The organism is Chryseobacterium sp. JV274 (assembly GCF_903969135.1).
Classification (GTDB): Bacteria; Bacteroidota; Bacteroidia; order Flavobacteriales; family Weeksellaceae; genus Chryseobacterium.
The window spans coordinates 2,271,209-2,284,189 of record NZ_LR824569.1; the positions used below are offsets into that span (position 1 = coordinate 2,271,209).

Consider the following 12,981-nt stretch of genomic DNA (forward strand, 5'->3'; position numbering starts at 1 on the left):
TATGATCAAAAATGCTAAATTTTTCTGGGAGGTTCTGAAAGACTCATTTACAGAATGGAACAATTCTACTGCATCAAAAGATTCAGCAAGTCTTGCTTATTATGCCATCTTTTCAATCCCGGGATTATTGATCATTATTATCTGGGTACTTGGAAATTTCTTTGGTGAAGAAGCCATCCGTGGACAAATCAGCACACAGATCAGCGGTATTATGGGCCCTGATGTTGCTAAAAGTATTGAAGGTATGCTGGCAGGGGCTCTAATTGACAAAAAAAATATTTTTATGAAAGCAGTGGGAGTCGGATCATTGGTTTTCGGTTCTACTACGCTCTTTTTTCAACTCCAGCATTCATTAAATTCACTTTGGGAAGTAGAAGCAGCTCCCAAAAAGGCATTGATTAAATTTCTCCTGGATAGAGCCAATTCTTTGGGGATGATTCTTATTATGGGATTTCTTTTGATGATCACTATGGTTTTATCTTCTCTGATCAGCCTTTTCAATCAGATTATTACCCGATATTTTGGTTTTGAAACCTATATGCTGGTAGAGTTTGTGAATTTTGCTGTAGGATTTGGCCTGGTCATGCTTTTATTTGCTTTAATGTTTAAAGTGCTGCCTGATGTTTTGATCAGCTGGAAGCCAGTATGGAAAGGAGCATTTCTGACGACCCTTTTATTTACCCTCGGAAAGTTTTTATTAAGTCTTTATTTTAACCAGGTGAAACCTACTTCAGCCTTTGGTGCTGCCGGAACGGTTATCCTGATTATGATGTGGATTAACTATTCCTGTATGCTGATCTTTTTTGGCGCCGTATTCACCAAAGTTTATACTTACAAAAAAGGATATAAAGCCATTCTTTCCAAGCATGCAAGATGGACTCCAGCTAAGCTATATGCGGATAGTCTGAAGCAGATGAGCAACCAGCAAACTTCAGAAATTTCAGATTCAAAACAATTCTAAAATATTCCATGTACATATAATAAAAAAGCCTCCCGAATTTCAGGAGGCTTTATTTTTACATTCTGTTTACTGTTCCGATTCCCAGTAGTTCCAACGATTTTTTGATTGTCTTCGCTGTGATATCTGAAATATTCAAACGGAATTGTTTTACATTTTCATCTTCCTGATTCAGAATTGGGTTATTCTGATAGAAAGAGTTGTAGGCCTTTACCAGATCATAAACATAGTTTGCAACCAAAGCCGGACTTAATGTCTCCGCCGATTTGGCTACTACAGTTTTAAAGTTTGTCAGCTGCATAATCAATTCCTTTTCGGATTGATTTAATTCAATATCAGCTGTTTCTGTTTGTAAAGCACCTGCTTTAGACAATAATGACTGAATACGAGCATAGGTATATTGAATAAACGGTCCTGTATTTCCGTTGAAATCAATACTTTCTGCCGGATTGAAAAGCATTTTTTTCTTAGGATCTACTTTAAGCATAAAATATTTTAATGCCCCCAACCCTACTGTTTCATAAGATATTTCTTTATCTTCTTCAGAAAGTGTCTCTAATTTTCCTAATTCCTGAGCTTTAGATTTTGCTGTTTCATACATTTCCTGCATCAAATCGTCTGCATCTACTACTGTACCTTCACGGGATTTCATTTTACCTTCAGGCAATTCTACCATCCCGTAAGAAAGGTGGAACAACTGATCAGCCCATTCATATCCTAATTTTTTCAGGATTTTAAATAAAACCTGGAAGTGGTAATCCTGCTCGTTTCCTACGGTATAGATCAACTTTTGAATATTGTTTTGTTTAAAACGCTCTACTGCTGTTCCAAGGTCCTGCGTCATATAAACTGATGTACCGTCTGAACGCAGCAACAGTTTCTGGTCAAGTCCTTCATCAGTAAGGTCACACCAAACAGAACCGTCTTCTTTCTGATACAGAACTCCTTTATCTAATCCTGCCTGAATAAGATCTTTTCCTAAAATATAGGTATTGCTTTCGTATTGAACCTGATCAAAGTCAACACCCAGTCTTTTATAAGTTTCATTGAATCCTTTATAAACCCATGAATTCATCTCTTCCCAAAGCGCTCTTACAGTTGCATCACCATTTTCCCAATCCAGAAGCATTTTCTGCGCTTCTTTCATTACCGGAGCATCCTTTTTAGCCTGCTCCTCTCCTGCTCCCTGTTCTACAAGCTCTGCAATTTCTTTTTTATAGTTTTTGTCAAATTCTACGTAATAGTTACCAACAAATTTATCTCCTTTGGTATTTGTAGTTGCAGGAGTTTCTCCGTTCCCGAATTTCTCCCAAGCCAGCATTGATTTACAAATATGAATTCCTCGGTCGTTGATAATCTGAGTTTTAATTACATCATACCCAGCTTCTTTTAAAATCTGAGCTACAGAAAATCCTAACAGGTTATTTCTGATGTGTCCCAAGTGTAAAGGTTTATTCGTATTCGGTGAAGAATATTCTACCATTACCGTAGCATTTTTCTTTTCTATAACAGAAAAATTTTTGCTTACAGATCTGAAGTTATCTACAAACAGTTGGTTTTTAACCTTAACATTAAGGAACCCTTTTACAACATTAAAGCTTTCGAAAATTTCCGTCTGCTCTGTCAAAGCCTCACCTAATTCAACCCCGATACTTTCGGGATTCTTTTTCAATTGTTTCACCAACGGAAAAGTAACAATCGTAAAATCACCCTCAAATTCCGTTTTATTTTCCTGAACTTCCAGCTTGATGTCTTTTAACTGATAGACATTTAAAATAACTTCTGAAAGTTTTTCTTCTATAATATCTTTAATATTCATGTTTCTAAATTCTCTTTTAATGCTTATCGCTGAAACATCCTTACAGTATATTCCCGCCTAAAATCTGAGCTACAAATATACGGAAATAAAAAAACCGCCCGAAGGCGGTTTTATAGGTAAAAAAATATTTATTCTTTTCTGAAAACAAGGACAGCCTCGTCATTCCCTGGTGTATTATCCAAGTTTTTGCTGTTGTCATTAATTCTGAGTTCAGTAGTAGAATAGGAATCTATTTCCTTTTTCAATGTTTTGGAAACTCCAGCTTCTGTATAGGTAAGAGTTAATGTCTGATACATTTTATCAAAGGTCCATTTTCCTCCAAAGGAATCAAACAAATTACAATTTCCGGAAGAAGAAGAAACATCATATCTTTCATAAGATCCTGAGAAATCCTGATTTATAAATATGATTCCTTTCTTTTCGCAATCAGTCAGCATTATATCTTTACCTTTAAATTCATACTTATATGGTTTCCAGCTTCCATTAATACTTACATCTTCATTTACAACTGCACGATCATCATCATTGGAACACGATGCAATACTCATTAAAAGAAGAATTCCTATAAAAAATCTCATATCAAAGTTTTTATATTCTTCAAGCCATAAACTGGCCTGAAGAATTATTATTATTTAAATTAAAATTTATCCCAAAACAGTTTTGTTGATACTTTATCACCTCCAATTTTTGAAGCGGCAGCATTTACATTCTTAGCATTAAGAAGGTATTCCTGGTCAGAATATTTCATTCTTACCGGTACTGATTCTACTACAGAACCTCCTGGATTTTGAAATACAGGGAAGTCTAATCTTCTTGCAAAATTCCATGCCTGGAATCCTTTATTGAACATCGCTATCCATGCCTGCTCCCCAACAGATTTTTTCCAATTGGCAGCGTTATATGGGTTTGCTGCAATAAATGCATTTGCTGTAGGAGCATCTATACCGTACTCAGTCATTGATGCGGTAATAGCAGCTGTATATAAATTAGCAGCAGTATCTCCAACACTAAAGCCTCTCGCGGCAGCTTCAGTTCTTAAGAATTGAATTTCAGAATAATCTAATAAGAAGCCTTGTGCATTTTCACCTGAAATAACGTTTGTAAAGTGAGAGTAATCATTGAAAACATTCTGATCACCATATACTCCACCAACATAAGCACCAGCAACCTTTGTAAACCATGTTGCTCTTCTCGGGTCAGATGTAGTATTCATGAAATCTACAAGGACATCAGACGGAACAAAGTCATTTCTACCAGATTGAATTACGTCCTGATAAACAGGGTTTGACAATAATCCTGATGGGAAAGTCTGCAATCCGAAATTATCTGCTTTTTCAGTTAATAATCCAGCGGTGTAAGCAGCTTCTGCATAAGTTTTAGCCAAAGCCGGATCAGAATCTGCTAAAGTTACTGCCATTCTGAACTTCAATGAATTACCCATTTTTTTCCATTTGTTCATATCTCCTTTGTAGATCAAATCATTAGTATATCCACTACCGGAAGTATTAATCATAGCGATTGCAGCATCAATTCTTTTAATAAGATCCAGATATACTGTTTTAGCATCATCATAAGGAATTTCTGCACTTCCCGGATTTTCAGCTGTAGCTTTTAATGCTCCAAAATAAGGAATATCTCCGTAGGTGTCCACTAAATTAGCCCATGCATACACATTTACCAATTCAATCATGGCAATATTATTGTTTTTGGTAACAGCATCTACGCCTTCACTCTCAAGAAATCTTCTTGCATCTCTTAGTGCAGATAATACTCCCGGAGAGTTAATGGTTGCTGATGCAGATGCCATCATACGATTATAGTGATTTCTTGGAATTGGTCTTGTCACCATATCGTAATTAGTCTCATCAGTGTAAGTCGTTTCTGACCACTGCTGTGTAAAAAACCTGGTAATGTTACGGTTTACATTAGCAGACAGTAACTGATCAAGAAGTGCATGTTCAGCACTGGCAAAAAGTACTCCTGATGGAACTTCAGTTGGGTGTTTAGTATCTTCATTCAGTGAAGTGATGTCTCTTTCACACGATGTAAATGTTAACGCTAATGAAGCTAAACCTATAATTAAAAATAATTTTTTCATTTTCTAGAATTTTAAAGTTAAATCTATTCCAATATCACGAGTAGTAGGTAACACTCCGATAGAATTACCTTTAGCCCCTAAACCATTCCCTGTACCCGCTTCCGGATCTGCATACGGTAAGTTTTTGTGGATAATCCAAAGGTTTCTACCTACAATTGAAATTTTTGCATCACGAATAGAAGTATTGGCAAGAATTGATTTAGGAAGACTATATCCTATACTTGCCTCTCTCAATTTTACGTAAGATGCATCATACACAAATCTTTTATTCGGCATTCTTCTATATCCGTCAACGTTACCAAAAGATCCAGGATTGATCGCAGGTGTTGTATTTACATTTCCATTTGGATTAACTCCCGGATGCACAAATCCTCCTTCTCTGTAGTCAGCAGTTTCTGCGTAAAGACCAGTTGCCAATCCGTAATACATATCGGTAGAGAATACGTCCCCGCCTTTTTTCACATCAATAAGGAAACTTACGGTAAAATCTTTATAACGGAAGCTGTTTCTGATACCTCCTACCCAATCTGGAGTGATATTACCAATAACCTGATTATTATTTCTTAAATAACGACCTGTTGCAGGGTCTATTACTCTATCCCCATTAGCATTGTATACATAATCTGATCCTACTAAAGCTCCAAAAGATTCTCCAACTCGTGCGTTAAGGGAGACTCCTCCCTGATAACTTGCCATTAAGTAATTCTGAGAATCACCATTTAATGCAATAACTTTATTTTCGTTTTTAGACCAGTTCACGTTAACATCCCATGTAAAATTATCTGTTTTAAATGGAGTACCGTTTAACTGTACTTCAACACCTTTATTATCAATCTGTCCTGCGTTTACAAGGAATGTTCTATATCCTGTTGCAGAAGAAACCGGTAAGTTGATGATCTGGTCAAATGTTCTTGTTTTATAGATTGCAACATCAAAACCTAATCTGTTTTTGAAAAACTGAGCCTCCATACCGAATTCAGTTTCCTTAGATCTCTGAGGTTTTAAGTTTGGATTGGCAAGGAAGTAAGGCTGATCGAATAATCCTTCTCCTCTTGCTTTGAAGGTATTTACTAATCTGAAATTATTGGTAGAAGAACCTACTTCAGCGTAGTTTGCTCTCAATTTCCAGAAGCTTAACCAAGGTTGTTTTACAAATTCTGATAGAATAACAGCACCGGTAACGGAAGGATATCCATAGCTGTTATTTCCTTTTGGCAAGTTGGAAGACTGGTCTACACGATAAGTACCATCTACAAATAAGAAGTTTTTATATCCAAAAGATGCTGTAGCATATAAACTCGAAGTAACCCATTTTGCATAGTTTTCATCAGGAGGAAGGATTGTTCTTATTGAGTTTGATATCGCAAACAGACCTGGCTTAGACAAACCTCCTTCTGTGCTCATAAAAATATTGTCAACAAGATTTCTTCTAACGTTCCCCCCTGCAATTCCACTAACACTTAGGTCTGAAGTAATATCAAATTTATAGTTAGCAAATAAATCAAAGTTGATCTCAGTGTTTTTCACATTGGTTCTTGCATATCCCGAACTTACATTAAGCCCAGATGCACCAAACGCCTGAGGCAATGATCCATTCATTAATCTTTCTTCTACAACCATCTGTAAATCATCATAAGATAATTTCCCTGTAATTCCGAAGTTCTTAGAAACATCGTATTTCAACTGAGCATAACTGAATATTCTGGTTCTGTCATCAGACTGATAATTCTGATATCTCTGGAAATAGGGGTTATTCCAATACTGAGGAGTTCCATCTGCAGCGCTAGATCTGTTCCACGAAAAGTTACTGTTTCCGTTGTTAGCATAAGCATCTCTTAATGCCAACACATCTACGTTGGTCTGCCACCACTGTCTGAAACCAGAAACAATATTATCTGAATAGCCCGTTTCATTACGCCCTCTCGTATCTTGTAAAGTTAAAGTGGTAAAGACAGAAGCATGGAGCTTATCTGTGAAATCATGGTTAAATTTCGCTGAAATTGTATTTTTTCTCAGCTCTGAATTAGGCATCAAACCATTGGAAAGCATATTGGAATATGATAAGGAAAGGTTTGAAGTTTTATTTCCTTTTTCAATGGTAATTGTATTAATATAAGTGACTGGTGTTTCAAAGAATTTAATGGGTCCGTTTTTCGCGGCAACCCAAGGTGTAGCTTTTCCATAGTTTGGAGAAGAGGGATCAAATGAATCCCATTGGTAAACCAATTGGTTAGGATTAAATGCCGGTCCATAAGAGGCATCATCTACAAAGTTGGCATAATTGTAACCTCCAGGTCCAGGATCTTCGTTCCATGCTTGTCCTCCATATCCTGCTCCATATTTGGTTTGGTAAGTAGGGAAAGTAGATTTATCAATAAATCCGGCTGTAATTCCTGAGTTTAGAGTAACACCCCAACTTCCGTCGTTATTACCCCTTCCACTTTTAGTTACAATCAGGATTACCCCATCGCTTCCTCTTTCGCCGTACAAAGCAGATGCAGCAGCACCCTTCAGTACGTTTACAGATTCAATATCTTCCTGGTTGATGTCTGAAAGAAAGTTACCATAATCAAATGTAGACCCGGTTACGGTATTATTATTAACTGGTGAACCATCAATTACAATAAGTGGAGATCCTCCTGATAAGGATTTATATCCTCTGATCAAAAGGTTAGCAGATCCGCCAAAGTTGTTGTTTGTATTTACCTGTAATCCGGCCACTTTTCCTGAAAGAAGAGATGCTACGTTACCAGTATTGGTCGTTCCACCGGTTAATTCCGCAGCTTTTACTTCTTCAGAAGCATAACCAAGAGATTTTTTCTCTCTTTTAATCCCGAGTGCGGTAACAACCACCCCCTCAATTTCTTTTGTTTTAATAGTATCATTCTTTTGCTGGGCGTTAGCAACAGCTATGGAAGATGACAGTACTAAAACAAGAAGACTTGCTGTTAGTTTCTTCATATCAAATTAATTTTTGTGACATTACAAATTTGTAAAACTTTCTTAATACCACAAAGCAAAATTTAAAAAAATTACAATCTATTCAATATTTTAGAAAAAAAATAGAAAATAAAGTATTAAAATTAGTTAAAAACAAAATATTTAACAAAAACAAATTACTTAATTGTTAATTTCATTTAAGAAATAATAACAATCATTTAAATTGATAATATCTATATTAAATCACAAACAAAATCGATTAAACAATTTGAATGTCAACAACTTGAAAACCGCAAAAACATAAAAAGCACAAATATCCAGCACAGATATTATGCTAGACATATTTTTAAATTTAAAGAAACATTACATCTTAAAACAAAAAAAACCGCCCGAAGGCGGTAAAATATATTAAAATTGTATTATAAGAATTAGTTTCTAGCCCAGAATGGGGTAAACTTATTTTTAGCAAAAACATCATCAGCCGCCATGTTTGGAACATTGTTGACGTTAGATTGATATTCGGAGTTTGGATACAACAATCTGTTAGGCTTAACAGCTTTAAGTGAGATTGTAGGTAACGGAGTTTCCGGATAAGACGTTCTTGTATAATCGAAATAAGACTGTTCAGGATTGATTCCTGTTAAAGCAATCCATTTTTGAGTCATGATTGCCTCCATCTTATTAGTATCAGTACCAGCCCAACCTAATTTTGGCACAGCATTTACACTTGTAATATAAGCTGCAGCACCAGATGCACCTAGATAAGTATAAGATGCAGTGATACCAGCCTGGAAGTGAGATTGAGCACCAGAGAACTGTGAAGGATAACGTAAAGCAGCTTCAGCTAATAAAAATTCTGTTTCAGCTTTTGTCATTAGAACACCAGCTTTTGAAGAACCTTTCTGAATTAATTCAGCTTTTCTTCCAGCAGGATCTGTAGCAATGATTGTTTGAGATCCCGCAATTAAACCATCACCAGCTCTAGAAACCGATCTAAGTGACGGAGCACCTGGCTGTCCAGGAGTGGCACCTTGTCTTACTCCTTCAACGTTGCTGGTAGAGATTCCTGCATTATCTTTGGTTGCAACCAATGTAAAGATTCTACCTCTTCTTCCGTCAACAATTCCGTTAAACTTCTGATATACGCTTCTAGTATCGGGAGCTGTAGCCTGCCCTTCTAAATGCACAGCATTACCATTTAAAGCAATAGAGATATGTTCAGAAGGTACTACTAATGTCCAGTTTTGAGGCTGAGCTCCTGAACTGTTATAAACATTATAGTTCATCCATGGGTTTTGCTGAGCATCAGAACCTGAAGAATATCCAGGATTCACGGTAACATCAGCAGCACTAAATGTAGCCCCCTGCAAAGTTGCTAATTTTTGGTCCCTATAAGTCGCTAAATCTCCTGTAACATTAGACATTCTGATAAGATATCTTAGCTTCAAAGTATTTGCGAAAGCTTTCCAGCTGCTCATTGAGCCTTTAAAAACAACATCAGAGGTACCAGGGTTAGATCCTTGATTTGAATCAATCATTTGGATGGCACTTTCTATATCCGCAATGGAAGCTTTATAAATATCTTCTCCTTTATCATATTTAGGAGTCAGATTTAATTCCCTTTTGAACGCTTCAGAATATGGCATATCTCCCCATAAATCTGTTAATGTCTGAACATAATAAGCTTTCATGATCTTAGACATTGCTTTATATTGAGTATACTCTCCTGTTGGATCAGTATAATCTATAACAAACTGGAAGTTAGATACGTTTCTGAATAACTGATCCCAAATATCAGCATAGAATGCACTCGTTATATTTGGAGAATACTCATCTACAAAAGGTGTTCCGTAAGAATAAGAATTTCCCGCAACACTATTCATCATTATTCCTGCGAAAAGATTCAATCTTCTTGCCTGCACATAATAACTGTTTGTAACAGCCCCCGGAAAAACAAAGTTAGGTGCTAGGTTATTTGCAGCAATTTTATCCGGATTTTCATTAATATCAAGATAATCACTACATGAAACAGATCCAAGTAATAAACTTGACAATGCAATTATATATAATTTATTTTTCATTTTCTTAATTAAAAAGTTGCGTTAATTTTAAAACCAAAAGTTCTTGTTGTAGGATACTGGGTTGTTAATGCAATCCCCGAAGCATTATCATTACTACTTGCCGTTTCTGGATCAGCAAAGTTTCTATTATCTTTAGAATAAATAATAATTGGGTTTCTTGCATATAAACTCAAACTAAGGCTATTGACGAAGGTAGAATTTAAAACAGACTTTGGAACATCATAAGATATTGCAATCTCTCTTACTTTAAATGCTGTTGCATCTACAACAAGATTTTCCCCAACGTTTCTGTAGATTGAGCCTGACCAATATGTTGTTGCACCATTATAATCAGCACCATACGCTGGTGTTGAGTTTGGAACATATGAACCATTAACAAGCTGTACTGAGCCTGGTACAATATACCCTTGAGTTCTGTCCTGGCTTGCCGTTTCTTCAAGTGCTCCTGTAAATGCTAACAATCTTTTTGAAAACGATACAAACTTACCTCCTTTGCGGTAATCAGCTACAGCTGATAGGGTAAACGCTTTATATTTAAAAGAAGTATTAAATGTCATCGTGTAATCAGGATTCAAACTTCCTAATACTTTTGTTGAAGAATCCACTAATGGTACTCCATTGGAGTTTACAATGATGTTACCATTTGGATCTCTTTGATAAGTTGTTCCAACAATTGAATAGAAGTTCTCACCAACTACTGCAGCCAAACCAACAGAAGGAGTCGTATAAGTCAAGATAGGTACTCTTTCTGCACCACTGTTTAGTTCTAATAATTTTGTTCTAGACATTGCATAACCCGCGTGAAGATTCCAAGTAATGTCTTGTGTTTTAATTGGAGTAATTCCTAAATCAACTTCAAATCCTCTCATTCTAGACTTACCAATATTATCTCTGTAAGAAGACAAACCAGTAGTGTTTGAAGGAGTAATACTACTAATCAAATCCTGGGTAGTAGACTGATAAACAGACCCCTCTAAAGTAATTCTATCTTTAAAGAATCCTAAAGCGACATTTAAATCAAAAGTATTTACAAACTCAGGCTTAATATTAGGATTAGTAATCGCAGTAGACAAAATATAAGATGGCATTGATCCGAAAGGATATCCTGTAGCAATATTACCTACAGGATTGGTATTAAATGCATTAATACCAGTTGAGTTTCCTACTTTTGTAAAACTCGGAGCAATTTTCATATAGTTTAGTACATCCCCTCCAAAATCAAAAGCTTTAGTCGGAATGAAAGATACCCCAACTGAATAATAACCGTAACCTTTATTATCAGTCAATCTATTATTTGTTAGCGGGTCCCTGCTATTTTTAGTGTAAAGTGAATTTTTTTCATATCTGAAAGTCCCATTTAAGAATAAATAGTCTTTATATGCTAAATCCATGTTTACAAATCCTGCAAATACTCTGCTTCTGGTAGTATAATTATCCATATACCCACCATCTGCTTGAAGGTCGGTATTTCCATATTGAGATGGATTAGATACGTTATTATAATTATACCAACCTGGAATAAACAGTCCAGTTCCTCCATTTGTTCTTGCAGTAGAATAACCGTCCTGGATGTTGTTACCAATATTAAATTTCAAATTTAGATCTGATGTTAAATCATAATCAAAATTCACCATTAAATCTCCATAATACTTTCTGTCATTATATATTCTGCTGAAGTAATAACCTGTAACATCCGGAGATCCAAACTGATTTAAGGTATGACTATCCAAGAAAGGAACTCCAGTATTAGCATAACGAATAGTCCCTGTAGAGCCATCATTCCAGTTATCCTGCTTAGTTGTAGTAAGGTTTAAGTTCCCTGTATAACTAATATTGATATTTTTATTAATCTCATATTGCAACGACAATATCCCGTTTAAATAATCTCTGTTTGTATTATATCTTGAATGCTGTGCAATCCAGTACGGGTTTGTAGAATAAGCTGTAAGGTATCCTCCGATTCCAGAATTTCTATAATTTCTGATATCATTGGTAGATGGCATTTGTAAAATATTATCATATAAATCAGAATCAGTCTTATTAACTAATCTACCGATATAATTGAACTGACCATCAATTCTTAGTTTTCCAAGCTTTTTCCCTCCTTTGAATAAGAAGTTATTTTGTCTCATTTTATCTCCGTCTACAACAAACGTGTTATCAAGTCTGTTGATCGACATGAATGCATAGCCATCAGAACCACCTGCATTTACACTTACACCATTCTGGAAACTAACACCGTTGGTGAAGAATTTTGAGAAGTGATCTTTTACAGGAGAAAATCTTTCATAAATAAATGAGCCGTCAGCTTGTGGCAAACCACTTGGAACCAATGTACCTCCGAATCCCGGATAGTCGTATGCAGGTCCCCAAGACATATTTTCCCATGGCACATAGTTAGTACCACCGTAATCAACATCACTATAACTGTCATCCTGAACTCCTTTTCCGTATTTTTTCTGTACAAGAGGATATTTAAATCCTTGCGTAACTTCAACGGCAGAAGTTAGATTAATTTGAATTTTTTCTGATTTTGTACCTCTTTTAGTTGTAACAATAATCGCTCCGTTAACCCCTTGAGAACCGTACAAAGCAGCTCCCTGTAATCCTTTAATAACATTCACACTCTGAATGATTTCCGGAGGTAAAGAGTTAAGAACGGTAGCATCTGAAATCACATTATCAATAACAACTAAAGCCTGGTTGTTACCCGTAATTGATTTTGATCCTCTCAAAATAATTTTAAAAGTTGGATCAACAGAACTGTTTGTGTTGGTAATTTGTAGTCCAGACACTTTTCCTGTTAATGCCTGAACAGCTCCTGGAGCAGCAGCCTGATTTAGTTCTTTAGTGTTTACTATCTGCTGCGCATTTGTAACAGCGTCGGCTTTTTTCTTAATACCCAAGGCACCAGTAACAACTATTTCCTCAATATTTTTGGTTTTTAGAGTATCCTTCGTGTTTTGGGCGGACATCATCACAAATGAGGATGATAGCACAACCGCAAATACACTCGCAGTTAATTTCTTCATATCAAATTCAATTATTTTTTACAGGCTACAAATTTGTAAAACTTTCTTAAAAA

The 12,981-nt window shown here is 35.9% G+C and carries 7 protein-coding genes; 1 reads left to right on the plus strand and 6 read right to left on the minus strand.

Going from position 1 to position 12,981, the window contains the following annotated elements; translation table 11 throughout:
• The first annotated feature begins 1 nt into the window (after position 1).
• Positions 2-961 (plus strand): YihY/virulence factor BrkB family protein, encoded by a 960-nt coding sequence (locus tag CHRYMOREF3P_RS10525; RefSeq protein ID WP_077418975.1) that lies wholly within the window; start codon positions 2-4, stop codon positions 959-961.
• Positions 962-1,016: 55 nt separating this feature from the next.
• On the opposite strand, the gene argS is transcribed toward CHRYMOREF3P_RS10525, so the two are convergent.
• From argS to CHRYMOREF3P_RS10555, 6 genes are all read right to left on the minus strand, one after another.
• On the minus strand, positions 1,017-2,777 hold the full coding sequence (gene argS / locus CHRYMOREF3P_RS10530; protein ID WP_180564570.1) for an arginine--tRNA ligase: 1,761 nt from the start codon (positions 2,775-2,777) through the stop codon (positions 1,017-1,019).
• Positions 2,778-2,905: 128 nt separating this feature from the next.
• Positions 2,906-3,355, minus strand: coding sequence for a lipocalin family protein (locus CHRYMOREF3P_RS10535; RefSeq protein WP_180564571.1), 450 nt, complete (start codon positions 3,353-3,355; stop codon positions 2,906-2,908).
• A gap of 59 nt (positions 3,356-3,414) precedes the next feature.
• The gene (locus CHRYMOREF3P_RS10540) at positions 3,415-4,875 is read right to left on the minus strand and encodes a SusD/RagB family nutrient-binding outer membrane lipoprotein (protein ID WP_180564572.1); all 1,461 of its coding nucleotides are present in this window, start codon (positions 4,873-4,875) and stop codon (positions 3,415-3,417) included.
• 3 nt (positions 4,876-4,878) lie between these two features.
• Positions 4,879-7,836 (minus strand): SusC/RagA family TonB-linked outer membrane protein, encoded by a 2,958-nt coding sequence (locus CHRYMOREF3P_RS10545; protein WP_180564573.1) that lies wholly within the window; start codon positions 7,834-7,836, stop codon positions 4,879-4,881.
• Between the two features lie 407 nt (positions 7,837-8,243).
• Positions 8,244-9,896, minus strand: coding sequence for a SusD/RagB family nutrient-binding outer membrane lipoprotein (locus tag CHRYMOREF3P_RS10550; protein WP_180564574.1), 1,653 nt, complete (start codon positions 9,894-9,896; stop codon positions 8,244-8,246).
• A gap of 8 nt (positions 9,897-9,904) precedes the next feature.
• Positions 9,905-12,928: a SusC/RagA family TonB-linked outer membrane protein gene (locus CHRYMOREF3P_RS10555; protein ID WP_180564575.1), complete on the minus strand. Its 3,024-nt coding sequence runs from the start codon at positions 12,926-12,928 to the stop codon at positions 9,905-9,907.
• Positions 12,929-12,981: the final 53 nt, after the last annotated feature.

Excerpts from the sequence above, each read along its gene's own strand:
- CHRYMOREF3P_RS10550 (WP_180564574.1), bottom strand. The coding sequence starts at position 9,896 with ATGAAAAATAAATTATATATAATTGCATTGTCAAGTTTATTACTTGGA.
- argS (WP_180564570.1), bottom strand. The coding sequence starts at position 2,777 with ATGAATATTAAAGATATTATAGAAGAAAAACTTTCAGAAGTTATTTTA.
- CHRYMOREF3P_RS10545 (WP_180564573.1), bottom strand. The coding sequence starts at position 7,836 with ATGAAGAAACTAACAGCAAGTCTTCTTGTTTTAGTACTGTCATCTTCC.
- CHRYMOREF3P_RS10525 (WP_077418975.1), top strand. The coding sequence starts at position 2 with ATGATCAAAAATGCTAAATTTTTCTGGGAGGTTCTGAAAGACTCATTT.
- CHRYMOREF3P_RS10535 (WP_180564571.1), bottom strand. The coding sequence starts at position 3,355 with ATGAGATTTTTTATAGGAATTCTTCTTTTAATGAGTATTGCATCGTGT.
- CHRYMOREF3P_RS10540 (WP_180564572.1), bottom strand. The coding sequence starts at position 4,875 with ATGAAAAAATTATTTTTAATTATAGGTTTAGCTTCATTAGCGTTAACA.
- CHRYMOREF3P_RS10555 (WP_180564575.1), bottom strand. The coding sequence starts at position 12,928 with ATGAAGAAATTAACTGCGAGTGTATTTGCGGTTGTGCTATCATCCTCA.